Source organism: Floridaenema evergladense BLCC-F167, from assembly GCF_041929205.2.
Taxonomy (GTDB): Bacteria; Cyanobacteriota; Cyanobacteriia; order Cyanobacteriales; family Aerosakkonemataceae; genus Floridanema; species Floridanema evergladense.
This window is the reverse complement of sequence record NZ_CM171625.1, coordinates 2128921-2152765: the sequence shown is the minus strand read 5'-3', so window position 1 is coordinate 2152765 and position 23845 is coordinate 2128921. Positions and strand designations below refer to the sequence as shown.

Annotated in this window: 27 protein-coding genes and 1 tRNA gene; 14 read left to right on the top strand and 14 right to left on the bottom strand. The window is 40.3% G+C overall.

Going from position 1 to position 23845, the window contains the following annotated elements; genetic code table 11:
• Nucleotides 1-136 precede the first annotated feature (136 nt).
• Both ACE1CA_RS10465 and ACE1CA_RS10460 read left to right on the top strand, forming a co-directional pair.
• Entirely contained in the window at nt 137-1123 is a 987-nt protein-coding gene (locus ACE1CA_RS10465; protein WP_413279001.1) for a metal ABC transporter substrate-binding protein, read from the top strand.
• Nucleotides 1124-1194: 71 nt separating this feature from the next.
• A complete protein-coding gene (locus ACE1CA_RS10460) occupies nt 1195-1968 on the top strand; it encodes a metal ABC transporter ATP-binding protein (protein ID WP_413279000.1) in 774 nt (257 codons plus the stop codon).
• 28 nt (nt 1969-1996) lie between these two features.
• Here the strand turns inward: ACE1CA_RS10460 and ACE1CA_RS10455 are convergent, their stop codons facing one another.
• Nucleotides 1997-2413, bottom strand: a complete 417-nt coding sequence (locus ACE1CA_RS10455; protein WP_413278999.1) for an ArsR/SmtB family transcription factor — start codon at nt 2411-2413, stop codon at nt 1997-1999.
• A 157-nt stretch (nt 2414-2570) separates the two neighbouring features.
• On the opposite strand from ACE1CA_RS10455, the gene ACE1CA_RS10450 reads away from it, so the two are divergent.
• A complete protein-coding gene (locus tag ACE1CA_RS10450; protein ID WP_459563646.1) occupies nt 2571-3356 on the top strand; it encodes a metal ABC transporter permease in 786 nt (261 codons plus the stop codon).
• A gap of 29 nt (nt 3357-3385) precedes the next feature.
• Here ACE1CA_RS10450 and ACE1CA_RS10445 read toward each other — a convergent pair whose 3' ends face one another.
• Nucleotides 3386-3550 (bottom strand): metallothionein, encoded by a 165-nt coding sequence (locus ACE1CA_RS10445; protein ID WP_413278997.1) that lies wholly within the window; start codon nt 3548-3550, stop codon nt 3386-3388.
• 170 nt (nt 3551-3720) lie between these two features.
• Here ACE1CA_RS10445 and ACE1CA_RS10440 point away from each other — a divergent pair.
• The 4 genes from ACE1CA_RS10440 (at nt 3721) to ACE1CA_RS10425 (ending at nt 5149) form a co-directional block, all read left to right on the top strand.
• Nucleotides 3721-3793, top strand: a tRNA-Phe gene (locus tag ACE1CA_RS10440).
• A gap of 149 nt (nt 3794-3942) precedes the next feature.
• Entirely contained in the window at nt 3943-4416 is a 474-nt protein-coding gene (locus ACE1CA_RS10435) for a hypothetical protein (RefSeq protein ID WP_486517745.1), read from the top strand.
• Nucleotides 4417-4418: 2 nt separating this feature from the next.
• Nucleotides 4419-4727, top strand: coding sequence for a DUF433 domain-containing protein (locus tag ACE1CA_RS10430; RefSeq protein ID WP_486517744.1), 309 nt, complete (start codon nt 4419-4421; stop codon nt 4725-4727).
• Complete coding sequence (locus ACE1CA_RS10425) at nt 4724-5149, top strand: PIN-like domain-containing protein (RefSeq protein WP_413255568.1); 426 nt, start codon at nt 4724-4726, stop codon at nt 5147-5149. Before ACE1CA_RS10430 ends, ACE1CA_RS10425 begins: the two co-directional genes overlap by 4 nt.
• Nucleotides 5150-5173: 24 nt before the next feature.
• Here ACE1CA_RS10425 and ACE1CA_RS10420 read toward each other — a convergent pair whose 3' ends face one another.
• On the bottom strand, nt 5174-5641 hold the full coding sequence (locus tag ACE1CA_RS10420; protein WP_413277437.1) for a hypothetical protein: 468 nt from the start codon (nt 5639-5641) through the stop codon (nt 5174-5176).
• 239 nt (nt 5642-5880) lie between these two features.
• Here ACE1CA_RS10420 and ACE1CA_RS10415 point away from each other — a divergent pair, with 239 nt between their 5' ends.
• The 4 genes from ACE1CA_RS10415 to ACE1CA_RS10400 all read left to right on the top strand — a co-directional run bounded on the left by ACE1CA_RS10415 (nt 5881) and on the right by ACE1CA_RS10400 (nt 8783).
• Complete coding sequence (locus ACE1CA_RS10415) at nt 5881-6705, top strand: TlyA family RNA methyltransferase (protein ID WP_413277436.1); 825 nt, start codon at nt 5881-5883, stop codon at nt 6703-6705.
• 32 nt (nt 6706-6737) lie between these two features.
• Nucleotides 6738-7595 (top strand): hypothetical protein, encoded by an 858-nt coding sequence (locus tag ACE1CA_RS10410; RefSeq protein WP_413277435.1) that lies wholly within the window; start codon nt 6738-6740, stop codon nt 7593-7595.
• The gene (locus tag ACE1CA_RS10405) at nt 7592-8473 is read left to right on the top strand and encodes a polysaccharide deacetylase family protein (RefSeq protein ID WP_413277434.1); all 882 of its coding nucleotides are present in this window, start codon (nt 7592-7594) and stop codon (nt 8471-8473) included. Before ACE1CA_RS10410 ends, ACE1CA_RS10405 begins: the two co-directional genes overlap by 4 nt.
• 88 nt (nt 8474-8561) lie before the next feature.
• Nucleotides 8562-8783, top strand: a complete 222-nt coding sequence (locus tag ACE1CA_RS10400) for a hypothetical protein (RefSeq protein WP_413277433.1) — start codon at nt 8562-8564, stop codon at nt 8781-8783.
• Here the strand turns inward: ACE1CA_RS10400 and ACE1CA_RS10395 are convergent.
• A complete protein-coding gene (locus ACE1CA_RS10395; protein ID WP_459563598.1) occupies nt 8773-10098 on the bottom strand; it encodes a GTP-binding protein in 1326 nt (441 codons plus the stop codon). The two genes, ACE1CA_RS10400 and ACE1CA_RS10395, sit on opposite strands and share 11 nt — an antisense overlap.
• Before the next feature lie 185 nt (nt 10099-10283).
• Here ACE1CA_RS10395 and ACE1CA_RS10390 point away from each other — a divergent pair, with 185 nt between their 5' ends.
• Nucleotides 10284-10523 carry a DUF433 domain-containing protein gene (locus ACE1CA_RS10390; protein ID WP_413277431.1) on the top strand — a complete coding sequence of 80 codons (240 nt, stop codon included), beginning with the start codon at nt 10284-10286 and terminating at the stop codon, nt 10521-10523.
• A gap of 191 nt (nt 10524-10714) precedes the next feature.
• On the opposite strand, the gene ACE1CA_RS10385 is transcribed toward ACE1CA_RS10390, so the two are convergent.
• The 5 genes from ACE1CA_RS10385 to ACE1CA_RS10365 form a co-directional block, all read right to left on the bottom strand.
• Nucleotides 10715-12196, bottom strand: a complete 1482-nt coding sequence (locus ACE1CA_RS10385; RefSeq protein WP_413276456.1) for a slr1306 family protein — start codon at nt 12194-12196, stop codon at nt 10715-10717.
• 591 nt (nt 12197-12787) lie between these two features.
• A complete protein-coding gene (locus ACE1CA_RS10380; protein ID WP_413276455.1) occupies nt 12788-13741 on the bottom strand; it encodes an asparaginase in 954 nt (317 codons plus the stop codon).
• Nucleotides 13742-13843: 102 nt separating this feature from the next.
• Nucleotides 13844-14341 (bottom strand): CGLD27 family protein, encoded by a 498-nt coding sequence (locus tag ACE1CA_RS10375; protein WP_413276464.1) that lies wholly within the window; start codon nt 14339-14341, stop codon nt 13844-13846.
• A gap of 80 nt (nt 14342-14421) precedes the next feature.
• The gene (gene rsfS, locus ACE1CA_RS10370; RefSeq protein ID WP_413276454.1) at nt 14422-14865 is read right to left on the bottom strand and encodes a ribosome silencing factor; all 444 of its coding nucleotides are present in this window, start codon (nt 14863-14865) and stop codon (nt 14422-14424) included.
• 342 nt (nt 14866-15207) lie between these two features.
• Nucleotides 15208-16467 carry a glycosyltransferase family 4 protein gene (locus ACE1CA_RS10365; RefSeq protein ID WP_413276453.1) on the bottom strand — a complete coding sequence of 420 codons (1260 nt, stop codon included), beginning with the start codon at nt 16465-16467 and terminating at the stop codon, nt 15208-15210.
• Between the two features lie 415 nt (nt 16468-16882).
• Between ACE1CA_RS10365 and ACE1CA_RS10360 the strand changes: the two genes are divergently transcribed.
• Nucleotides 16883-17677: an ion transporter gene (locus ACE1CA_RS10360; RefSeq protein ID WP_459563568.1), complete on the top strand. Its 795-nt coding sequence runs from the start codon at nt 16883-16885 to the stop codon at nt 17675-17677.
• Between the two features lie 68 nt (nt 17678-17745).
• On the opposite strand, the gene ACE1CA_RS10355 is transcribed toward ACE1CA_RS10360, so the two are convergent.
• The 5 genes from ACE1CA_RS10355 to ACE1CA_RS10335 all read right to left on the bottom strand — a co-directional run bounded on the left by ACE1CA_RS10355 (nt 17746) and on the right by ACE1CA_RS10335 (nt 22616).
• Entirely contained in the window at nt 17746-18156 is a 411-nt protein-coding gene (locus tag ACE1CA_RS10355; RefSeq protein WP_413276451.1) for a type II toxin-antitoxin system VapC family toxin, read from the bottom strand.
• A 5-nt stretch (nt 18157-18161) separates the two neighbouring features.
• Nucleotides 18162-18455: a hypothetical protein gene (locus ACE1CA_RS10350; protein ID WP_413276450.1), complete on the bottom strand. Its 294-nt coding sequence runs from the start codon at nt 18453-18455 to the stop codon at nt 18162-18164.
• Between the two features lie 148 nt (nt 18456-18603).
• Nucleotides 18604-20616 carry a transketolase gene (tkt, locus tag ACE1CA_RS10345; protein WP_413276449.1) on the bottom strand — a complete coding sequence of 671 codons (2013 nt, stop codon included), beginning with the start codon at nt 20614-20616 and terminating at the stop codon, nt 18604-18606.
• A gap of 332 nt (nt 20617-20948) precedes the next feature.
• On the bottom strand, nt 20949-22205 hold the full coding sequence (gene fabF / locus ACE1CA_RS10340; protein ID WP_413276448.1) for a beta-ketoacyl-ACP synthase II: 1257 nt from the start codon (nt 22203-22205) through the stop codon (nt 20949-20951).
• Nucleotides 22206-22361: 156 nt separating this feature from the next.
• Nucleotides 22362-22616 (bottom strand): acyl carrier protein, encoded by a 255-nt coding sequence (locus tag ACE1CA_RS10335; RefSeq protein ID WP_413276447.1) that lies wholly within the window; start codon nt 22614-22616, stop codon nt 22362-22364.
• A gap of 331 nt (nt 22617-22947) precedes the next feature.
• On the opposite strand from ACE1CA_RS10335, the gene ACE1CA_RS10330 reads away from it, so the two are divergent.
• A complete protein-coding gene (locus ACE1CA_RS10330; protein ID WP_413276446.1) occupies nt 22948-23844 on the top strand; it encodes a CoB--CoM heterodisulfide reductase iron-sulfur subunit B family protein in 897 nt (298 codons plus the stop codon).
• Nucleotide 23845: the final 1 nt, after the last annotated feature.

Genomic DNA, 23845 nt, shown 5'->3' with positions numbered 1-23845 from the left:
TTTGTTTTCTTATTGAAAATATTTAGCAATAAATCTTGCCTGTTTCTTATTAAGAATGAGTTTCATTCTCATTCAAATCATATTATAATTGGATCGATTCTCAAAAAAACTCTGCCTCAATCAAAGGAGAGAAATTGTGCATTACCCTAAATTGCAAAGATTATTTTTAGGTTTGCTGCTGCTAGTGCTACCTGCTACTGGCTGTAACCAGCCTAATTCGGTGTCTACGCCTGTGTCTACGCCTGTGTCTCCGGTAGCGCAAACTTCGCCACAAACGCCAAAACTGAAAGTGGTAACGACGTTTTTGCCGATGTATTGGTTTACCAGGGCGGTGGCTGGAGATTTAGCGCAGGTGGAGGTTTTAGTACCTCCAGGTAGTGAGATCCATGATTATCAAGCTACACCAAATGATGTGCAGGCGATCGCCCAAGCCAATGTGCTGGTAAAAAATGGTTTAGGTTTAGAGGAATTTCTCGAAAGTACAGTAAAAAATGCTCAAAATCCCAAGTTAAAACAGATTGAAGCTAGTCAAGGTATTCAACCTTTACAGGAACTTTCACCTGTGGTAAAACCAGTGGAAAAAAAAGGAGAAGGGCACGATCACGATCATGCAGAAGGTAATCCTCATGTGTGGTTAGATCCAGTTTTAGCGATTAAACAAGTGGAAAATATTCGGGATGGTTTAATTGCAGCAGATCCAGAAAATAAGGATGTTTATCAAGCCAATGCTGCTGCTTATATTAAACAGTTGCAAGCTTTGGACGAACAGTTTCAACAAAGGTTAAAATCATTTAATAACCAATGTACTTTTATTACTTTTCATGATGCTTTTCCTTATTTAGCCCAGCGATATCAACTGAAACAAGTAGCAGTAGTAGAGATTCCTGAAGATCAACTTTCTCCAGATGATATACAGAAGACAATTGCTACAGTGAAGAAGTATAATGTTAAGGCTTTATTTGGTGAACCAGGGACAGACAATAAATTGTTAAGCAGTCTTTCTCAAGATTTGAATTTAACTTTGCGAACTTTAGATCCTTTAGAAACGGGAGATAAAGATCCGCAGTACTACATTACAGGAATGAAATCAAATCTCCAAAGAATTGAAGCTGCTTGTCGCTAATCACAGTGTTGTTTGTTGTAGCGACTTTAGTCGTATACCCAAGAAAAATTTAGAGAGTTGAATAGCCAGCAATGAATTTAACAGAAGTCCCGGTTTTAAAGGTGGAGAATTTGACAGTTTACCGGGGTAATTATTTAGCCGTCAGGGATGTTTCTTTTGAGTTAAAATCGGGAACTGATACAGCAATAATTGGCCCTAATGGTTCGGGTAAAAGTACTCTAGTTCAAGCGATTTTAGATTTATTTCCTAAGAGTTCGGGAAATGTGGAAATTTTTGGTCGTCCAGTGAAAAGATTGGGAAGTAGGCGACATTTTATTGGTTATATTCCCCAGCATTTTATTTTCGATCGCAGTTTCCCCATTTCTGTAAGTGAGTTGGTAGGATTGGGTTGGCAAGAAGAAAAAAGATTCAAGCTACCTAAGTTTTGGCAACGAAATTTGGAGAAGGAAAAAGCGATCGCCAATGCGTTACAAAGAGTCAATGCTTATCATTTGCGACAACAAGCGATCGGCACTTTAAGTGGTGGAGAATTAAAACGAGTTTTACTAGCTTATTGTTTAGTTAGTCCGCGCAAACTTTTAGTTTTAGATGAAGCTTTTGCGGGAGTAGATATTTCGGGAGAAGCTGATTTTTACTATTTGTTAAATGAACTAAAAAATGAGCAAGGTTGGACAGTTTTACAAATTTCTCATGATTTAGATATGGTAAATAGTAATTGCGACGAAGTGATTTGTTTGAATCAAACTATAGTTTGTTCGGGAAAACCAGAAGCTATTCTTTCACCACAAAACCTGTTAGCTACTTATGGGCCAACTTTTAGCCGCTATCAACATCGGCATCAATAAGGAATCCCAGTCCCCAGTCCCCAGAAAATCAACTGTCTTCCTTTTCGTCTAAGTGTTCTGCAACAGCTTGGTAAAGTTCTAAAACATGATGGTCTTGGAGGCGATAAAATACATTACGTCCCCGCTTCCGGTAGCCTACTAGTCGCATCGATCGCAAAACTCGCATTTGATGAGAAACAGCAGATTCAGACATTTCTAAAGCTGCTGCTAAGTCGCAAACGCAAAGTTCTTTTACCGCTAACATAGAAAGAATTCGCAAGCGGTTGGCATCTCCCAAAAGGCTGAAAAATTCTGCCATTCTTTGGGCTTTTTCGGTGAGGAGAATTTGCCCTTGAAGATAATGAACTTCATCTATATTAATGGGATGTGGGCGATCGCAAGTTAGTTTTTCAGAATTAGGTGTCAAATTGCGTTCTATTTGATTAACGGCAGGTTCGACTGACATTTTAAAATTGTAAGTGCTAATTGGTTTTTTGATGCTTTGTTTAAATTAAAGAGGTCTGAAAGTAGTGCTTTGGCTAAATTTACTTTCCCATTACAATTTTAACTTATTAGCTGTGACTAATGTCAGCAATTTTTTGGAATTGTTGCAATTTCCTTTTATGCAGAGGGCGATCGCAGGTGGTATCCTGATGGGATTATTAGGCGGACTACTCGGTAGCTTTGTGACTCTGCGACAATTATCATTTTACAGTCACGCTGTTGGACATTCGGCATTAATCGGAGTTGTTTTAGGTGTATTTTTCCAGTTAAATCCTACTTGGATGTTGTTGCCTTTTACTCTAATTTTTGGTGTAATTGTACTTTATTTAATTGACCAAACTGATTTAGCAAGCGATACGATTCTTAATGTAGTTTTATCAGGAACTTTAGCGATCGGCATTATCCTCAGTAGCTTAATTCGTGGCTACCGAGGCGGGTTGATGAATGTGTTATTTGGGGATATTCTGGCGCTTAGTCAAGTTGATTTGATTCTCACCTGTGTTTTGCTTTTTAGTAGTGCGATTTATCTGCTATCTACTTTAAAAGAACAGGTTTTATTAACTTTGAATTTATCTGTTGCTAAAGTTCAAGGAATTTCCGTTCAGTTACACCGTTATTTGTTTGTGGTATTGCTTTCTTTAACGGTAGCTTTGGCGACGAAGGCGATCGGGATTTTGTTAGTAAATGCTTTTTTGGTGATTCCATCTGCGATCGCTAAATTACTCAGCCAAAAATTTAGCACTTTTCTCACCTTATCAATAATATTAGGTGCTCTCAGCAGTATCATTGGCATACTTTTCTCTGGTCTGTTTAACTGGCCTTCTGGCCCTAGTATTGTTTTAGTACAATTTTCGCTGTTTTTAATAATTGCCGGACTAACTAGGTTGAGAATGGCGATCGAATGATACTGCTGAGATTCTAAGTACTAACTTTCTCAACCGCAATTGCAGCCTTCGTGACCGCACCCTTTTTCTTCCGAGTGTCCATTAGCACAGGCTTGACTGCAATAATACTTACCATCTTTTTGAATAGCATCACCAATGGAAACCACACAGAGGCAAGGTTCACAGGCGCATTTCATTGTGGTAACGGTAGTCATGATTGTTTCCTCATTAGGTCTGAATTTCAGTTTAATATATGAACAGCTATTCAGATATCTTTTTAAGAATTCTTTACAAAAATATCGCCAACTTTTTTCCTAAACACCCTTGCAAAAATCTAAATATGTTTGTTATATTAATAAAGCGTCAAAAACACGCAAAACAGTTCGCCGGGATAGCTCAGTCGGTAGAGCAGAGGACTGAAAATCCTCGTGTCACCAGTTCAAGTCTGGTTCCTGGCATTAAATTTCAACCCTTGAGATGACTTTTTCTTAAGGGTTTTCAGTTTTTTTATATATTTAGTGTTGGAGTAAATTTTGGATATTTTTGGGTGTAAATCAGGATGTAAAGGATCTAGACTAAAAACATAAAATTGTTTAACACTTTTAGGATGAAAGCCACTTACCAAGAGCTAGATTTTCGGAATCTACCTCGGTATTCAATTACTGAGGCAAGTCGCTATTTGCTGATTCCAGTGGGTACACTGCGTTCTTGGATTCATGGGCGTTCTTATCCTACAGTAGGAGGTAAGCGCTACTTTCAACCATTAATTAACCTTCCCGATATGGAAGTAAAACAGCTTTCCTTTATAAATTTGGTAGAAGCTCATGTACTACGAGCAATTCGTAAGGAGATTCGCTTAGATCAAGTTCGTACTGCTTTAAATTATATTGAACAGCGATTTAATGTCCCTCACCCCCTTGCGCGGATTGAGTTTCAAACAGATGGAGTTGATTTATTTGTTAATTTAGTGGGATATCTGGTAAATGGATCGCAGCCTGGTCAAGTAGAGATGCAAAAAGTTATCGAAAATCTACGGGATTTCCCCCATCACCTTGGTATCAGAGAAGTAATATTCAACTGAAGATGCAAACAGTTCTTGAAAATCTACTGAGGCGGATTGAATGGGATGAAAACGGTGTAGCAATTAAGCTTTTTCCCTTTATTCGTTCTACTGAAAGTCTGACGGAAGAATCTCCAAAAACTTTGGTTATCGATCCTAGAATTTCTTTTGGTCGCCCAGTTTTAGTAGGAACAGAAATTCCTACGGCTATGTTGGCACAGCGATATAAAGCAGGGGAATCGATCGATAATTTAGCAGAGGATTATGGCTTCGATCGTTTGCAAGTTGAAGAAGCCATTCGATGTGAATTATCCCTATATCAAGCAGCGTGAGTAAAGCGAAAAAGCCAATTTTTTATATTGATAGAGCTTTGGGAAAGAAATATGTTGCAGATGGACTCCGTAATGCAGGCGCAAATGTAGAAATTCACGACGATCACTTCCCACAGGATGCTCTTGATACAGAATGGTTGCCAGAAGTAAGCCGTAGAGGTTGGATAATACTAACTAAGGATGATGCAATTGGTCGTAATATTTTAGAGCAAATTGCTGTTGCTAGTTCAAATGCAAAAGTTTTTGTTTTAACTTTGGGAAATAGTACTGGCGAAGAAATGGCTAATGCCTTTACACAAGCATTAGAAAAAATGGAAAACTTCGCGCAAAGTAATCAACCGCCATTTATTGCCAAGGTAAATAAGCAGGGACAAGTGAGGATGTGGCAGAAGAGCAAAGATTTACTGAAATTACTACCCTAAGAAAGCTAGCAGTATTGCCAAATTTTACTTGCTAGAACCAATATTTTTTTCTCCTAAAACGCTCCAAGGATGGGGAATATTTAAAATTTCGGGTTGGTTTTGTAATACAGTTAAACTGATGAGGAATGTTGCTCCGGCAAAGGCTAAGGCACCAGAAATAATTCTGACTAATGTAAGTGTTTTTTCTTGGGGCTCTTGGCGATCGCTTTCTACTGATAACATCTGAGTAGGAAGTTGCATTTGTGTACTCAAATCTTGTAGATTCTTCGCTTCCAAAGTAATTTCAGTTTTACTGACTTGAATAAGTTGTAGTTCTTTTAACTTTTGAATAGCTTCGAGGATTTCTATATAATTGTATGGTTTTTCCCGAAATTCGGCTGACCAGGCTTGAAAGTCTTGCAAATCAACAGTCAATTTAGGATTAGCAGAAACTCTGGGCAATAGCCATTGGTAAAGTAAAATTGCACAGTTGGTTAATTTGGTTTCTAACATAACGATCTCCTTATGATTAATATTACTAGGGGCTAATGAAGGAGACTGGGTAGGAACAGCTAATTAATTGCTATTCACAAAACTCTTAGTTCCTACTTAATATTTTTCTCTATTTTTGCTAGTTTCTGTCACCCTAGTCAATGATTTTTTACAGTTTCACTAATAATTGTTACATAAATTACAGTTTTCGATATGCTTTTGTGTACTTACTGCATAAATCTCTACAATTTGATGAAGTCATGACAAAACAACGACTGGATGTATTGTTGGTAGAACTGAATTTAACTTCCTCTCGGCAATTGGCGCAAAGGTTAATTCAGGCGGGGGAAGTGTTGGTAAATCAACAGGTAATTGACAAAGTGGGTACTTTGGTGGATACTGCTGCTCAAATTCAGGTAAAACAACGATCGCCTTTTGTATCCAGGGGTGGCGAAAAACTGGCGAAAGCTTTAAAATGCTTTACGATTTCGATCGCAGGGCGCATTTGCTTAGACGGAGGCATTTCCACAGGCGGTTTTACTGACTGCTTGCTGCAAGCTGGCGCAAAGCTAGTTTACGGCGTGGATGTCGGGTATGGACAAGTTGACTGGAGGATTCGCAACGATTCCAGAGTAATCTTAAAAGAACGCACTAACCTGCGCTATTTGACTCCAAGTGAATTGTACGGAGATGGGGAAATTGCTGATTTAGGGGTGGTAGATGTTTCATTCATCTCTTTGGCAAAAATTCTCCCTAGCTTATGGCATCTGCTTCAATCCCCCCGTGAGGTGATTTTGCTCGTTAAACCGCAGTTTGAAGTAGGAAGAGAACGGGTTGGCAAAAAAGGCGTGGTGCGGGATACTGACGACCAAGCAGACGCGATCGCGCAAGTAATTGCAGCTGCACAAGCGATAGGATGGCAATATTGTGGCTTAACCTGGTCTCCAGTCACAGGTCCTGCTGGTAACATAGAGTATCTTTTGTGGTTGAATATGAACAGCCAAAATTTACCCCCCGATCGGAAAACACTCCAACAGATTAGCAAAAACGCCAAAGAGGAACTTAGTAATACTGCCGATAACTGATTTTTCTAACCACTTAACTAACATTTAATTCAATGCGGCTTTTAAAACTATTGTTCAGATTATTAATCTACATCTTTGTTATTTGTAGCTTAATTGTCTTCACCGTTAGCCTCAAGCTGATAGCAAACTTTGTCGGTGAAGAACTGATTTATAACATTATGATTATTGGTGAATTTATAGCTGTCTTTCAGGTAGTTGAATTTGCCAATATAATTATTTTTGCAGTACTGGGTATGGGCTTTGGTTTAGCCAGCGTCATCTTACCAAAAATTTGCCAGCTTAAAACAAGTGCCATTTTATTAATCATTTTAGTGCCTCTAATTTTTAGTATTACTCCTTTTCTCAAATACAACTCTTGGCTAGAAGAAGTTGCCAGCAATCAGAATCTTACATACCAACAAGCACAAACATTAACTAATTCATTTTTAAAATCTAGAGTTAACTTGGATGGGTTTTTCGGTTTTTATTCGTACAGCGCTCAATTTCCCGTTTTACCCCGCACTAAAAAAGAGATGATTCTCGCTGTAAAATTAGAAAAAAAAGTTAGAACTGAAATCAATAGTCTAACTAGAGCTAAAGATGTTAATCTCAGCCAACAATCAATTTCTATTTTACTAGCCGCTGGTAACTGGGCAATTCGATTTTTCTACTTTTCATTATCATTATTGACAACGATCGCTCATTTTCACATAGGTCGTCAAACAATTGAAAAACAACTGTTAAAATTTCGCGCCCCTATGTTTCCCCCTACACCTCATCGTCATCAAGTGTCTCAGAACAAATCTGTCAGACAACCAGTACCTCAAAGAGGTAAACCTAAAGCACCTCCCATTCCCCATCGTAGTCAACCTGTAAAATCTGAATTCCCTCCACGTAAATTGAGTAAATGAAATCCATTAAACTAAAATTTAAGTCTTTTCCTCTGAGTATTTTCGTTACTACCTTATTAATAATTCTGAGTGGTTGGTTAATTCTAGATATCACATCACCAAAAATTCCTATTTTCGGTTTTCACAGCATTGTTGATACGCAAAATTTCCAGAGAAAAAGTATCAACAAGGAATCGTTAAGAATAGAATATAACAAGCAAGATTTGGAGGAGTTTTTAGAGTATTTAGTAACACATAATTTTTGGTTTATTTCTAGTCAAGAACTCTACAATTATTTTATATCTAACTCCCAAAAAATCCCGCCAGAACATATAGGACAAAGACCGATAATGCTGACATTTGATGATTCTTATAAGACCTTTTATACAAATTTACTGCCAGTTTTGGAAAGTATAGAAATAAAATACAATCAAAAAGTTAAAGTAGTATTGTTTATTAATCCAGGGAGAATGGCAAAAAATGAAAGTAAAACTTCATACAACATAACTTGTAATAACTTGCGAGAAGGATTGGAAAAAGGGTTTTTTGATATTCAATCTCATGGGGAAAATCACAAAAAACTTACTGATTTAAACACTAAAGATTTAATTTATGAATTGGAAACAGCGCAATTACATCTGAGGAAATGTACCGCAGGTTTAGATGCTAATGGAACAGTTGCTTCTCATATAGCTTACCCATTTGGTGCGTCAAATCAGAGAGTAGAGAAATTTGCTGCTAAATATTATAAATCGGGATATTTGTACAATAGTCGATTTTTTTGGCGAGGGTGGTTAGCAAATAAGTACCAAATACCTCGTTTAACTGTTAATCACCAAAAACCTCCCAAAGGACTGATACATATAGCAGAAAAAGCTCTTAAAATTAACAATGATTGATTGTTTAAGTCAATAGGATGTATTTGATTTGTGGAAATTTCACTTAAATCAAAATATACAAGTGAGAAATTCGATCGAGAGTTAAAATATGAGTACTGAAAAACAAGCACGAGAACAAATGGCGCAACAGCGTCTGGAAATGGAACGTCTGCAAGAGTCTATGTTGAATCGTGCAGAAGCAGAAGTTCAGCAAGAAAATCATGCTACAACTGATGATTTAGCAAGACAACAAATGGCACAAGAACGTTTAGAAACAGAACAAACTAATCAGTCAATGTTGACTCGTACAGAAGCGGAAATTAGTGAGTAGATTTGTCAAAGTGTTGCTGTAATTCTGTGCGTAAACGATAGAGAATTGTATTGGATTCTACATGATTTAGTATTTCTTGAATGACGGTATTTGCCCCTAATTCTCCCCAAGTACAGCCTTTTTCTAAGTATACTTGAGCAGCGCGACCGATCGCATAAGCCCCATAACCAGCAATCCCCGCTTGGGCGATCGCAGCACCCGCAAAAGCTGTAATATTAGAAGGGTTTTCTCCCGCAGAAATTGCCGCAGCACTTTTCCCTAATCCCCACAGGAAACTAGTGCCGATTTCTCCTAATAATAAACCACCAGAACTTAAGAGAATTGTTTTTAATAACTTGCCAGCTTCGTAACTAGTCATTGGCAAATTATACAATTTTGCTAAAGCGCGAATTAAAGCTAAATCGGTTAAAGTTCCGCCGATGATATCTAAAAAAGCGATCGGATTTACGGCAATTGCGATCGCCTTATATTTAGTAAACTGCCAAATTAAATCTTCCGCTTCCTTTTCTCGCATTTCTACAGTTTTTCGAGCAATTCTTTCTTCTATATCTCTAGCTTGAACTAAGGCATTGAGGGCGAGTAGCGATCGACCTTCTCGATTTAAAATTTTGAGAATTTTCTGCTTTAACTCACTAATTTGTGCTGGCGGACTTTCCCACTCATAACTTACCTTGCCATCTGGCATTTCTACTCTAACTTGTAAAGGTGCAGGTTCCGCTGCTATCATCACAATTTCATCAGGCGAAAGTAACTCTTTTAAAATTGAATCATCGCCACTAGCAGCACCTAATCTTTGCAAATTTGCGTAAATTGTTTGTCGATCTTGTTCGGGATAAAGGTCGATTTTATTAAATACTAAAATTATCGGTTTTTGCGCCTTTCTTAATTGACAAAGTGCTTCATACTCAGTGCGAGTAATATCTCCAGAAACCACAAATAAAATTAAATCAGCTTGACGCGCCACATCCTGCGCCATTTTCGCCCTAGCTTGACCTTCAATTTCATCTAATCCCGGAGTATCAATTAACTCCACTTGTACCTGACTACTCCCCCCCTTAATAAGGGGGGGTAGGGGGGGGATCGTCCAACGTACAGAACGAGGGTATTGAGTAACGCCGTGAAGTGGCCCAGTTTGTAATATTTTCTGCCCAATTAAAGCATTTAAAACTGCTGATTTTCCCCGACTAACTAAACCAAAAGCAGCGATACAAATTACACCTTGATCCAACTTTTCTAAAGTGCTATTTAAAACTTCAATTTCCGGGCGCAACATCGATCGCACTTTTGCCGAATGTCCAGAAATGGCGCGACGAATACTCGATCGAGCACGGTTAAAGTGTGATTCTTGGCGACTCCGCGCAGGGGAAGGTTCAGTTTCGGGGAATGGTGTGTTACTCAAGGTTAAATCGGGGAAAATGTCTACAGTTCTATTTTGGCTAATATTTAATTAATTGGGTATTTTACACTATATTTATGGTTGATTGTTGGAAGCAAGAAAATATGACGGTTAATTGGAGAGAATTTATAGTTACCACACCAGACATACTGCGTAGTAAACCAAGAATTAAAGGTATTAGAATTCCGGTAAGTTTGATTTTGGGTTATTTTGCAGCTAACCAAAGTCAGGATGAAATTATGCAAGAGTTTCCTGATTTATCAAAAGAACAAATAGCAGCTTGTTTAGATTATACGCAGGGCTGTTTCACGCTAATTTTTTCCAGTTCTCTAACCCTTCCGTAGTGAGGTGTTTAGCGGATAATTTCTAGTAAAAATGCTGAAATTATTCAAAAAGCCTGTTTTGCCCATTGGGAGAGAGTTTGAAAACAAAACGAGCCAAAATTAAACCTTAGCGTGAAACAGCCCTGCTGGGGGCTAGGGGGGATCGAAAGTTTCAGTGTTATACCAACAGATCAATTAATCAATCTCTCTAATCAACCAACTTTCTCCACAGCAGCAAGTTGTAATTGAGGTGAATTAGGCATTAATTTACCCACAACTTGCTGTACAAAAGATTGCAAAAAAACCACTCTTTGATTTTGTTGAAAAACGCTTTGTAATTTCTCTTTTAATCTTTCCACACTGAAAGCATTTTCCCCAGCATCAGCACTAATTTCTTGCTCTTGGAAATACTCAATTAAGCTCAATCCAGCAATTCTGGTTAAATAAGCAGCACTAATTCCCTGAACAACTCCCCCAGCAACAAAGGTAATTACATGACTTTTCAAAAATGAGGTAATTGTTTGGGTAGAAAGTTCCACCAACCCCAATTTTAACATCGCGCTTCCCAGAGTTCCGGCGACAGTTTGCGCTTGTTCTAAGGAGAATTTTTGCTGATAAACATTCGCCAAATCTAACACCATTTGAGCATTAATTGCGCTAGTAGCAACTAAATCTAATGTTGGTACGGGATTAGCAAAAGCAGCAGCAGCGGAAATCCATTGATATTGTTCAATTACTGGCAGAGATCGATCGCGCCTCACCCCATTCAAAACTTCCTTCGCCTCACCTTTCAAAGCAACAGCTTCTCGCCAAGTAGTCGCCCAAACTAACTGTTGACTTTGTTGTGTTAAAATCACATTCAAACGTTCCGTCAAAGCTGAAATCGCCGGAACAGATTCTTCTAACCATTCCTGCATCGATCCATCAGTTTGATATTGGCGAACTTTAATCGCTTTTGGATTAGCTGCGATCGCAATTACATCATCTTTTTCCAATATTCCCTTTGTTCTTTCCCGGATTTGTTGTAAAACAATTTCTCGATCTTCCGGCAAATACTGATCTTCCTTATTAAAAACCAAAATAAACCGCTGATTAGCAGCTTTTAACTGTTGTAAAATTTGCCATTCCGAATCCGTCAAATCGCCATTGACAACAAACAATAAAACATCAGCATTATTGGCAATTTTCAAAGCTTCTGTTTCATCTATTTTTCCAGCTTCATCAGCGACAAATAAAGCAGATGTTTCCTGCAAACTTAAAGTTTTTCCGATTTGAGTCAGCCAACTTTCTGCTAAAAGTTGTCTTAAAGTAGTTTTACCAACAGCTTTTCCACCAGCGATCGCTAAACTTAACTCTTGTCTGTTTAATTTAGTCGTTACTTCGGCAACTTTTTCCCGCAGTTTAGCGATGACATCACCATTAACCGCTTCTACTTCTAACTTATCAATTACTCTTTCAGCTTGCGCGATCGCCTTCTCCACCGTCGCCCTTTCCACCAGCGACAAATCAAAATCCACCTGAGTCTTTTTCCCCTTCTTTTGTCTGAGTAAGAATACGCCACCTAGAGCGATCGCACTCCATACAGCATACTCTCCCAACTGTCCGATCGTATCATCCACACCTTGCCACAGCCAAAGCAAAACCGAAAGCCCAACTCCACCAACTAAAATCGGTTTCCGTAAATTCATGCTCATAATTTTTTTCTATAAATACCTAAATTCCAGCATAAACCAAAAGCTCATGAACATTAGACTCCGATCTTGCACTCCTGAGCGGAGCCTCTATTTCTCGTTCCCAGGTTCAACCTGGGAACGAGTTTTGGGAGGTTCTACCTCCTTTCTGAAGTCAGATTTGACAAAGCAAAACCCCTAAAACATTTTTGTTTCAGGGGTTTTGCTTTTTAATTTGGTGGCGGGAAGTGGATTTGAACCACTGACCTTCGGGTTATGCTTACCACTACAGCTTTCGCTGCCTGGACTTCCAGTTTGGGGTCTGGACTCTCCCTTCACCCTCAGCCTAACTGTTAGGGTGCCTCCCATCGAGTCTCTACACCTTCTCCATTTCTGGAGCTTGGCTCGGGATTACCACGCTAAAGGCTTCCCCGAATTTGAGAGGCGATCGCAAACAAGTTTCCTTGCTTACAGCCCATAACAAAATTAACTTTCAAGCGTTTAGTTAATTTTGCTTTGCGAGCCCGACGAGCTACCAGACTGCTCTATCCCGCGTCGCTTCGTTGCTTTTAATTCACTCTGACTAGTATAACCATAAACTAAATCAAATTGCAACTATAAAAGCGATAATTCTCCGATAACTTCCAGCCGCTTGTAAGTACCCAAGTTCAGATAAGTCTCTGCCAAGGATTCAGCCACCGTCGGAGTAATCCAGCCCATTTGCCGCAACAAGTGAATAGCCACAGCACGTTTAGCACGTTTAGCACCATCTGTCACCTTAATCGCTAAACCCATGCCTTCACCCACACGACCAAGGCACAGAATTCCCTCTGCACCAGCCTTACTGACTATTTCCCCCTGAGTTAGCTTCATCAGTTCCGTGTCAAATTCGCCAGGGCCAGCCACCATATTTGGGTGACTAGTCATAGCCCGGACAATGCGTTCCATATCCAAATTATTTCCAGAAGACAATTGAGCATACAAAGATGCCATTTGCCCCAATTGCATCAAATAGGTAGGAGCGCCACAATCATCATGAGCTTGAATAAACTCTTCTCCCGGCATTCGCAATAACTCAGCGATTTTGCTCAAAATTAGCTGTTGTACCGGATGATTGCGCTGTAAATAACTAACAGGCGACCAGCTGCGTTGCTGACAAACAGCCAACATTCCCGCGTGTTTTCCAGAGCAATTATATTCCAGTGGACTTTGCTTGCCTTCTGGAATCGGACACTGGAGCGCGGAGGGATCGATATCACAACGCCAAAGGACATTAAAAACCTGTCGTACCTGATCGATATTCCCTTGATGGGAACTACAGATAATTGCCAAATCTCGGTCTGACAGACCGAAACGTTCTAAAGTTCCTGTAGTAGTGACTGCCAGTGCTTGGAAAGGCTTGAGTGCTGAACGAGCAAAGGTAGCAGTTTCGGAATTACCTGCTACAGAAAGTACGCGCCCTTTGTCGTCACAAACAGTGGCTTGGACGCGATGTGCTGATTCAATAATGCCTTCCCGCAGCAGTCTAACTTCTAGTTCTGCGGTTTGAGTTCTTTTTCCCCTTGTCATGGGTAAGACTGTATCACTGGAGGGGGTCGATTCGGGAATTTTAGATTTTTAATTTTCGATTTATTCCCATTATTAATTTACAACCAATTAGTAGCCAGGAAGTTAAAGAAAAAACCAAATTAGGCTACCTAAGCAGAAAATCAAGGCTAACAACGCGAAAGTTTTGTTAAGTCGCTGGAGGATTGGTTGGACTTGGTAGGTGACAATTAAGCGATCGCGAGTAATAACTTCCGGTGGTTTACTCCAGCACTGTCCATCGTACCATCCCGATTCTTCGTAAAAGACTATAGGCTTGGTCAAGCGATCGCGCACGTAACACCAACCCAAATACATCTGTACTAGTGCGAAAACCATAAACAAACTCGCGATTGCCCCACCACAAAGCATAAACTGACCCAGAGCTTTTTGGGGCGGAAAACTCGCCGCTGCTACTGGCCCTGCTACCAGCCAACTCCAACCCCAAATCCAAGCCATCTTGCGCGAATAACTTCCCCCATCAAGAGTAGCCCAGCTAAAAAACCAGGAATCCTTTAGTTCCTGGTACTCATTGATGGGTTGCTGTTCAAATGGTACCGGGCACACAGAAACAGAAGACTCCATCATCATGCTATCCACTCTTATTTGTTAAAGCTTGCTGTCAAGCCAGCACATTAAGACATTCGACAATTAAGTAATGTAAATTATTTACTATCTTGTTCTTGAGGCAAATTAACTCGTTCTGCGTGACCCCAGAATGCTTCCAGATTATAAAATTCTCGTTCTTTCGGCATCAAGATATGGACAATTACATCACCATAATCCAGTAGTATCCAATTAGCTTCTGCCTGTCCCTCAATTCTCAGCGGCTTACGGTGCCAATTTTCTTCTACTTGGCCTTGTATCGCTTGGCTGATTGCCCGCACTTGAACTCTGGAAAAGCCCGTGACCAAGACAAAATAATCAGCTAAATAAGATACATCTGACACCCGTAATACAATCAGGTCAGATCCCTTGCGGTCTAATGCTGCTTCTACAATAATGGCAAGCATTCCTTGCTCTGCATCTTGACCTGCTGCTTTATTAGCATTAGTATTTGCTACTGGGGTGGTCAAGGTGGAATTTACGGTTGGGAAATTCTCGGACATTAAACTCCTTAACGCTATGCAATTTTTTCTTGATTGAATTTAGTCTGAATAGAAGGTTCAGACTTTGGATTCGTAACCAAAAAGGGTTTTCTATAGTTTAGCGTTCATGAGAAAAATCTATTTTGCTTTTTTGCCTCTAATGATAACTTGCTTCTGACATTAAAAACACGCTACAACCGAACAAGTGTATACTTGGTCTGTCTAAAGAATGATTCCCGATCGCTCTTCATATTTCTTTATCTTTATCAATAACAAAAAACCCATCTCTAAGAACGATCGCTCTAACGACATACTAAGTAGAGATGGTTTGGTAATTTTAATTATGAGCCCGAAACAGGTGCTTTAATTAGGTAAAGGCTTTACTTTAGAAACTGGTTGCGGCATTAAAGAGCTAAAAAGTTCTTCATAACGATTCAACGCTTGTTCGGACGAGTAAAAATCGATCGCGTGTTGTCTGCCTTGTTTGCCCAATTTTTCCACTTTTTCTGGATTGTAGTATAGTTTTTCGATCGCAGAAGCTAAAGCTATCGGATCTTCTGGAGGTACCACTATTCCACCGCCGCTTTGTTGCACTGCCCTAGCCGCCGTTCCGGTACTTGGTACAGAAGCTACGATCGGGCGACCACTAGCTAATATTACAGGAATTTTAGAAGGTAAATTAAAGGCAATTACATTGTGTTTTTGGGTAACTAAACTCACATCAGCTGCTGCTAACATTTCTGGCAACTTTTCTCTAGGTTGAAATGGTATAAGTTTAACGTTATATGCTCCATACATCTGGCAATAATCGCTCACCCTGGAGAGAGCTTTTTCTTCGCCTACAATCACAAACACGATATTTGGATTCTCTCTCAGACAAGCTGCGGCTTTAATCACAGTTGGTAAATCCTGAGTCAGAGCGATATTTCCCGAATAAAGTACCACAAACTTTCCTTCCAGCTGGTGAGCTTTGCGGAAAGCATTATCCTCCTTGGGTAACGGACGAATAAAATTGACATCAACCCAATTAGGAATCAAGTCTATTTTTTCTCTCGGAACACCTTTACCAACTAAGTTTTCCACAAATCCATCAGCAATTACGCTAATCCTAGTTGCGGCGCGGTTAGCAAATTTTTCTAAAGCTTCAAAAGCACGAATCACAAATTTATTTTTTAGCAATCCCACATGAACCGCAGCTTCATGTTGAATATCTTGAACATTTAACACTACAGGGCAGTCATGCACCCATCCCGTTAAAGTAGCGGATAAGGAAACAGGGAGCGGTGGTACTGTGGTCAAAATTACATCTGGTCTAGGCCCCATTAAAGCTGGGATAAAGCTGGTTAATACAAAACTCCCGTCTAATAGTAATCTATCTAGCAAACTGGGTTTGGGACGAATCCAAATATAAGTGCGCTCAATCTTAACACCGTTTCTTTCTTCGCACTTATAAAATCTACCCCGATACCCTGGATAAATGCGTCGTTGTGGATAGTTCGGCATTCCAGTGACCACCCGAACTTCGTGACCACGTTTAACTAAGCCTTCTGCCAATTCAGTCATTAATGGGGCAATGCCGATCGGCTCAGGATAATAGTTGTAGGAATAGATTAGGATACGCATATTAAAAGTCTATGAAATTTGCTAGAGGAATGGAAAGGAGTAGTCTGTAATTTGCTTAGATAGATTTTTTACCGTGCCGGAGTTGCATGAGTTAATCCCAATGCTTCTGATACTGAGAGGTGTTCTGCTTTGTTTAGCTTTCCACCACATACTTATACCAGATGTCTTTTCCTTAAAATTAGCACATTAGGTAGTAGTAATACATCCCTGATAGTTCTTGGTGAGTCACGTTATCCTTTTGTTTAGATAGTATTAAACAAGTTTCCCATTGCTCACACCTTAACTTAAGATACCCATTGTTCGTCAAGAATTTCGCTCACACTTAAAAAAACTTTTCTTAACTACCCTGACTTGACGAACTCAGTTTTTTAGTCCAAAATGCGCCCCGTGAAAGTAAAAAATCGACCTTTGACTTATGTTGCTCAAAAAAAAGATGTCATTTTATTTGGAAGACATTGAAACGCCAACAGGTAGATCTATTAATTTAATTATTACACTTTTAGTTTTATTATCATCAGTAATTTTCGTCATTGAAACATTTAGTATTTCTCTGGAGTTACGTAACCTACTTAATTGGATTGACTCCGCAATTTTACTGATATTTGCTTTAGAATATTTATTACGTTTTTGGTGTGCAGAGGATAAATACCAATTTGTATTCAGTCTTTACTCTCTAATTGATTTAATTGCTATTTTGCCTTTTTTTATTGGCTGGATAGATATTAGCTTTATCCGTCTGTTTCGTTGGTTGCGTATTTTACGATTATTAAGGTTTTTAGACCCTAAGAATTTACCAGGTCATCTGACTACAGAAGATAGTTTAATTCTGACTCGGATTATTTTTACTTTGTTTGCGATCGTCTTTGTTTACTCAGGCTTAATTTATCAAGTAGAACATCCGATAAATTCAGAGGTTTTCCAAACTTTTTTAGATGCGGCTTATTTTTCTGTAGTAACTATGACGACTGTTGGCTTTGGTGATGTAACACCTATTTCCCAAGCAGGTCGATTTTTGACGATTATGATGATTTTTACGGGAATTGCGCTTATTCCTTGGCAGATTGGAGATTTAATTAAGCGTGTAGTTAAGTCGGCTAATGAAGTAGAAATACCTTGTCATAATTGCGGTTTGTTCTTGCACGATCCAGATGCTAATTTCTGTAAGAATTGTGGAACTAAGTTGGAAAAAGTTGTAGAGGAGCAGAACTGATAATTTTATTATTAATTATAGCCGTAAACTCAGAGGTGATGCTGGGTAGAGAGCGATCGCACTCTATTTTAACTTGACAAATTCATCCAATTCTCTATCGTAATTCCCGGTATTCTTAACATATCAGAATCATTTGAAACCAAAATTAATCCCCTTGTAATTGCCGTCGCTGCTATCAATATATCTGCATCTGGTAAAGGCATTCCCCTTTTAGTTAAGTCTGTATGAATTTCTGCTGCTGCTTCGATAATTTCTAATTCATCTAACAATAAAATTGTCATATCCTGACAAAATTCATTAAAAGTAGTCAGCTTTCGAGTTGCACTGACAGCTAACAGACCTCTTTTTATTTCATAGTATGTAATGCAGCTAATAAATAAGTCTTCGCCCTGTAATTTCAATTTCCCAAATTTAACAGAAATTTTTTGCTCTCTATTAACAATCCCTGACACTATATTAGTATCAAACAGATAACCCAACTTTACTATCTCCCTTCTACTGCGGCATTAAATGTTTCCACTTCTTCAGGAGTTAAACCATCTAATAGATGCGTCATCAATTCAATTGACATAACTCCCTTTACTCTTTTTGTCAAATTTTCATCATCAAGTACCATAAGTTGTTCAGGTAAAATATTATTTAACAAACTGGCAAATTTTTCCATTACTTCATTTTTAGTTAATTCTTCCTGATATACAGGGCGGCTTTGCATTATCCGATCGACAATATCGGATATCCGAGATAATACTGCACTTTGGCGATCGGAAGTTTGTACCATAATTACCTCTAAATGTCTTCTTAGTTGTTGAACTTAAATTAAGTATTATAAATTTTTATGCCCAAATTATACCAAAAAAAGGTGGGCATCTTGCCCACCCTACAAATATTAAAGGCATTTTACCTGCCAAATCTTATTAATCAAACTATTAACCCAACAATGCTTTAGCCTTAGCTAATACATTGTCAACGCTAAAACCGAATTTCTCCATACAAACGGCACCTGGGGCGGAAGCACCAAAGCGATCGATACTAACCATATCGCCTTCCGTACCTACGTATTTATGCCAGCCGAAACTAGCACCAGCTTCCACAGACAAACGCTTGATAACTGCTTTTGGTAAAACAGACTCTTTGTAAGCTGCATCTTGCGCTTCAAATAATTCCCAAGAAGGTAGGGAAACAACCCGAACTTTCTTCCCTTCTGCGCTGAGTTTCTCAGCAGCGGTGACACAAAGGCTGACTTCTGAACCAGTACCGATTAGGATGATGTCAGGTGTACCTTCACTATCAACTAGGATGTAGCCACCTTTTGTTACGCCTTCGATCGAAGTACCTGCTAAATTGGGAACGGCTTGACGGGTGAATGCTAACAGAGTAGGTTCGTTTTTCTTCGCTTTTTCGATCGCTACTTTATAAGCGCCAGAAGTTTCGTTACCGTCAGCAGGACGAATCACTGTTAAGTTAGGAATTGCCCGCAAAGAAGCTAAAGTTTCGATCGGTTGGTGAGTTGGGCCATCTTCACCTTGTCCCACTGAATCGTGAGTCATTACCCAAATCACGCCAGCATCAGACAACGCAGATAGACGAATTGCCGCCCGCATATAATCTGTAAAGATCAAGAAGGTAGCACCGTAAGGAATTAATCCCGATCGATGCAACGCCATCCCGTTACAAATTGCCCCCATTGCGTGTTCCCGCACCCCAAAGTGGATGTTACGGTTTTCGTAATGCCCTTTCTGGAACTCGCCAATGCCTTTGAGTTCAGTCAGGTTGGAGTGAGTCAAGTCAGCAGAACCACCGATTAACTCAGTTAAAACAGGTGCTAATTTGTTCAAGCAGGTTTCTGAATGCTTCCGGGTAGCTACACCTTTATCTTCGGGGGTGTAAGTTGGCAACACTTTATCCCAACCATCAGGCAATGCGCTGCTTAAGAAACGTTCAAATTCTGCTGCTTCTTGAGCATACTTAGCTTTGTATTCCTCAAAAGCCTGGTTCCATTCTGCTTCGTAAGTTGCACCGCGTTCTACGGCTTTGCGGGTACGATTGAGTACGTCTTCGGGAATCTCGAAAGGTTCGTATTGCCAACCCAGATTGTCACGGGTTAGTTTTACTTCGTCTGGCCCCAAAGCTGAACCGTGAACGCCTGCGGTGTTTTGCTTGTTGGGGGAACCGTAACCGATCGTAGTTGTCACCTTGATCATGCTTGGTTTGTCGGTGACAGCTTTAGCTTGTTCAATTGCTTGAGCAATTCCTTCTAAATCGGTGTTACCGTTTTCGACGTGGAGAACGTGCCAACCGTAAGCTTCAAAGCGTTTGGAAACATCTTCGGTGAATGCTACATCTGTAGAACCATCGATCGAGATGTGGTTGTCATCATACAGAGCGATTAGTTTACCTAATCCCAGGTGTCCCGCTAAAGAACAAGCTTCGCCGGAAATCCCTTCCATGTTGCAACCATCACCGAGAATTACATAAGTATAATGGTCAACAATTGTGGCATCGGGTTTGTTGAATTTAGCGGCGAGGTGGGCTTCAGCCATTGCTAACCCAACTCCATTGGCAATGCCTTGTCCGAGTGGCCCAGTAGTGACTTCTACACCTGGGGTAACGAAGTTTTCTGGGTGTCCGGGGGTTTTGGAATGCCACTGACGGAATTGCTTGATGTCCTCAATAGAAACGCTGTCGTAACCCATGAGGTAAAGCAGGGCGTACTGTAACATGGAGCCGTGACCTGCGGAGAGGACGAAGCGATCGCGGTTAAACCAATAAGGATTTTTTGGGTTGTACCGCATAAACCGATCCCAGATCACGAATGCCATTGGTGCAGCACCCATTGGCAGTCCTGGATGACCAGAGTTAGCTTTTTGTACCGCATCTACTGCGAGAAAGCGGATAGCGTTAATACAAAGTTCCTCTAGGGATTGAGTTGCAACAGCCATAATTTTTTCTTCTTAACGACGCTCGGAAATTGGGTAAGTGTATTACAAGTTTTGAGTTTTGAGTTTTGAGTTTTGCATTTTGAGTTAAATAACTTAAAACTTAGAACTTAAAACTCATAACTCGCGTAGCGAAGGCGCTCTGGATCGCCCCAAAACACTATCACCCATCATCCCATTTGCGGGATCGATGGGCAAGTATTTTTGCCTAGTAATTTGGGAATTGGCGAAGGGTTATTAGTTTGTCTCCCCATACCTTACCAATTTACCTGTATGGGTGGGTTTGGTAGAAAAATTTGTAGTCATAGCAAAAGAATTCACAGCAAAACCCGCCCCTACGAAGCAACATACTTTTTAAAGGCTAATGTGACGTTGTGACCCCCGAACCCAAAAGAGTTAGAAAGGGCAACCTCCACTTTTTTCTCGCGACTTTCATTTGGGACATAATCTAAATCGCATTCTGGATCGGGATTTTCCAAATTCATTGTCGGTGGAATCCGATCGTTAGCTACTGCCATTACCGCTGCTACAGCTTCAATGCCACCGGAACCGCCCAGCAAATGACCCGTCATCGATTTTGTGGAACTGATCGCCACTTTGTAAGCACTTTCGCCCAAAGCTGTTTTAATTGCTTTCGTTTCGTTGGAGTCATTAGCGGGTGTGCTGGTGCCGTGAGCATTAATGTAGCTAATTTGGTTTGGAGTTAACCCAGCATCTTTTAAGCATAGCTGGATTGCTCTAGCGGCTCCTTCTCCTCCGGGTACTGGGGAAGTTATATGGTAGGCATCACAAGTCATGCCATAGCCAACGATTTCGGCGTAAATTTTGGCTCCCCGGCTGAGGGCGTGTTCTAGTTCTTCTAGGATCAGGATGCCTGTGCCTTCGCCCATGACGAAACCATCACGATCGCGATCGAACGGACGAGAAGCATGAGCCGGGTCATCATTTCTGGTGGATAATGCCCTAGCTGAGGAAAACCCCGCAAATGATAAAGGCGTAACAGCTGCTTCTGTCCCACCACAGATCATCGCTTGGGCGTAACCTCTTTGTACTAAGCGAAACGCATCTCCGATCGCATTAGAACCCGCAGCACAAGCAGTTACAGAGCAAGAGTTTGGCCCTTTTGCCCCAGTATGAATTGCCGTTAACCCCGCAGCCATGTTCGCAATCATCATCGGAATCATAAACGGGCTACAGCGGTCTGGGCCACGATCTAAGAGAATAGTTTGCTGATCTTCGAGTACTTTCAGACCACCAATCCCCGTACCGATGATTACCCCCACCTGTTCTGCGTTCAGTTCGTTAATGACAAACTGCGCGTCTGCTAAAGCCTGTTTGCTTGCAGAAACCGCAAACTGGGCAAATCTATCCATGCGTTTGGCTTCTTTACGATCCATATAGTCGTGGGGGTCAAATCCTTTTACCTCACCAGCAATACGGCAATCATGTCCAGACGCATCGAATAAAGTAATCGGTTCAATGCCATTGCGTCCGCTCAATAAACCTTCCCAATACTCACTTAAAGTATTGCCGATCGGTGTAATTGCTCCCAGGCCAGTAACAACAACGCGCTTTCGCTCAAAATCTGTCATGATTCATCTATTAACTTGGGTTTCCCTACTCAGAACGCAGAACACAATCAAAAATGGTTAACCTGTGAGCCTTGCCGAAATTAGAAAGGAGCGATCGGGTTACGCATTACAAAAGCGATCGCTTTTCTCCTTCAAAAAGTCTCTCCTAAAGGTTTTTTATGCTGATGCAGCAACTTTTTTGTTGTCGATGTAGTCCACCGCTTGTTGGACGGTCAGAATCTTTTCTGCGGCATCATCGGGAATTTCAATATCAAACTCTTCTTCTAAAGCCATCACTAGTTCCACTGTATCTAGGGAATCTGCTCCTAGATCGTTTTGAAAGTTGGCTTCTGGTTTTACTGCGTCTTCGTCAACGCTTAATTGGTCAACCACAATTTTTTTTACTTTCTCGAAAGTTGTCTGTTCACTCATAGCTCTTCCTTATCGCGGTTGCTAGAACTGCCTTTCCAATCAAGATTGTTCTAAGCATTTTTTAATCTTATCTGATAAGGCGATCCCTCTATCATGTCAATAGCCAATTTTTTGATTGACACCCAAAATATCTTGGTGTAGCCGATCGTTATTCCAGTTGAGGCTGACCTAGTGGCAAGGGGACAAGGAGAAATTTGTAGATTTAGATTAAGTCGCAAAGGAAATTTTTCTGTTTCAGCAAACTCCTGTAATTTCCCAAAATTCCTAAACACGCCATCATATAGGATAGGAACCGCGATCGGGTTCTTAGTTACTTCACAATAATTGACAAATGACTCTTAAATATGCTTATTTCCCTGGTTGTGTTGCCCAAGGTGCTTGCCGGGAATTATACCAATCAACAGCGGCTCTTTCTAAAGCTTTAGGGATTGAATTAGTTGAGCTAAAGAGAGCTTCTTGCTGTGGTTCGGGTACTTTTAAAGAAGAATCTCGCTTGTTGGAAGACACTGTTAATGCCCGGAACATTGCTTTAGCAGAGGAGTTAAACTTACCCTTACTCACCCATTGCAGCACTTGTCAAGGTGTAATCGGTCATGTGGACGATCGATTAAAAGAAGCACAGCAAACTAACCCAGCTTACCTCGAAGAAATTAACGGACTCCTACAAAAAGAAGGTTGTTCTCCTTATCACGGTAATACCACTGTCAAACATCTTCTATGGGCGTTAGTCGGAGATTTTGGCTTAGAGGAACTGCAAAAGCGAGTTGTCCTAAAACTGAGCGGTCTTAAATGCGCTGCTTTTTATGGATGCTACCTACTCAGGGCACAAAAGTCCATACCTTTTGACGATCCTTTCCAGCCGGAATCAATGGAAAATGTATTCCGGGTTTTAGGGGCAACTCCTGTTTATTATCAGGGTAGAACACAATGTTGTGGTTGGCCTCTTTCTAGTTATGCCACTACCCAATCTTTTCAAATGGCAGGAAAACAAATTCAGGATGCCATTGCCGCTGGTGCAGATTGTTTGGTAACTCCTTGTCCTTTGTGTCACTTAAATTTAGATTCCCGTCAACCAGAAGTAGAAAAGGTAATTGAAACAAAATTAGGTTTACCTGTTCTACATTTACCGCAGCTAGTTGCTTTAGCTGTGGGTGTAGAACCCAAACAATTGGGTTTAGATAGACATATTGTTTCTACTCGTCCCATATTAGAAAAGTTAGGCTGGTGAT

Bases quoted from the DNA above. Each gene is read 5' to 3' on its own strand.
- ACE1CA_RS10460 (WP_413279000.1), top strand. From the start codon at position 1,195: ATGAATTTAACAGAAGTCCCGGTTTTAAAGGTGGAGAATTTGACAGTT.
- ACE1CA_RS10455 (WP_413278999.1), bottom strand. From the start codon at position 2,413: ATGTCAGTCGAACCTGCCGTTAATCAAATAGAACGCAATTTGACACCT.
- ACE1CA_RS10450 (WP_459563646.1), top strand. From the start codon at position 2,571: ATGCAGAGGGCGATCGCAGGTGGTATCCTGATGGGATTATTAGGCGGA.
- ACE1CA_RS10445 (WP_413278997.1), bottom strand. From the start codon at position 3,550: ATGACTACCGTTACCACAATGAAATGCGCCTGTGAACCTTGCCTCTGT.
- ACE1CA_RS10435 (WP_486517745.1), top strand. From the start codon at position 3,943: ATGAAAGCCACTTACCAAGAGCTAGATTTTCGGAATCTACCTCGGTAT.
- ACE1CA_RS10430 (WP_486517744.1), top strand. From the start codon at position 4,419: ATGCAAACAGTTCTTGAAAATCTACTGAGGCGGATTGAATGGGATGAA.
- ACE1CA_RS10420 (WP_413277437.1), bottom strand. From the start codon at position 5,641: ATGTTAGAAACCAAATTAACCAACTGTGCAATTTTACTTTACCAATGG.
- ACE1CA_RS10415 (WP_413277436.1), top strand. From the start codon at position 5,881: ATGACAAAACAACGACTGGATGTATTGTTGGTAGAACTGAATTTAACT.
- ACE1CA_RS10410 (WP_413277435.1), top strand. From the start codon at position 6,738: ATGCGGCTTTTAAAACTATTGTTCAGATTATTAATCTACATCTTTGTT.
- ACE1CA_RS10405 (WP_413277434.1), top strand. From the start codon at position 7,592: ATGAAATCCATTAAACTAAAATTTAAGTCTTTTCCTCTGAGTATTTTC.
- ACE1CA_RS10400 (WP_413277433.1), top strand. From the start codon at position 8,562: ATGAGTACTGAAAAACAAGCACGAGAACAAATGGCGCAACAGCGTCTG.
- ACE1CA_RS10390 (WP_413277431.1), top strand. From the start codon at position 10,284: ATGACGGTTAATTGGAGAGAATTTATAGTTACCACACCAGACATACTG.
- ACE1CA_RS10385 (WP_413276456.1), bottom strand. From the start codon at position 12,196: ATGAGCATGAATTTACGGAAACCGATTTTAGTTGGTGGAGTTGGGCTT.
- ACE1CA_RS10380 (WP_413276455.1), bottom strand. From the start codon at position 13,741: ATGACAAGGGGAAAAAGAACTCAAACCGCAGAACTAGAAGTTAGACTG.
- ACE1CA_RS10375 (WP_413276464.1), bottom strand. From the start codon at position 14,341: ATGGAGTCTTCTGTTTCTGTGTGCCCGGTACCATTTGAACAGCAACCC.
- rsfS (WP_413276454.1), bottom strand. From the start codon at position 14,865: ATGTCCGAGAATTTCCCAACCGTAAATTCCACCTTGACCACCCCAGTA.
- ACE1CA_RS10365 (WP_413276453.1), bottom strand. From the start codon at position 16,467: ATGCGTATCCTAATCTATTCCTACAACTATTATCCTGAGCCGATCGGC.
- ACE1CA_RS10360 (WP_459563568.1), top strand. From the start codon at position 16,883: ATGTTGCTCAAAAAAAAGATGTCATTTTATTTGGAAGACATTGAAACG.
- ACE1CA_RS10350 (WP_413276450.1), bottom strand. From the start codon at position 18,455: ATGGTACAAACTTCCGATCGCCAAAGTGCAGTATTATCTCGGATATCC.
- tkt (WP_413276449.1), bottom strand. From the start codon at position 20,616: ATGGCTGTTGCAACTCAATCCCTAGAGGAACTTTGTATTAACGCTATC.
- fabF (WP_413276448.1), bottom strand. From the start codon at position 22,205: ATGACAGATTTTGAGCGAAAGCGCGTTGTTGTTACTGGCCTGGGAGCA.
- ACE1CA_RS10335 (WP_413276447.1), bottom strand. From the start codon at position 22,616: ATGAGTGAACAGACAACTTTCGAGAAAGTAAAAAAAATTGTGGTTGAC.
- ACE1CA_RS10330 (WP_413276446.1), top strand. From the start codon at position 22,948: ATGACTCTTAAATATGCTTATTTCCCTGGTTGTGTTGCCCAAGGTGCT.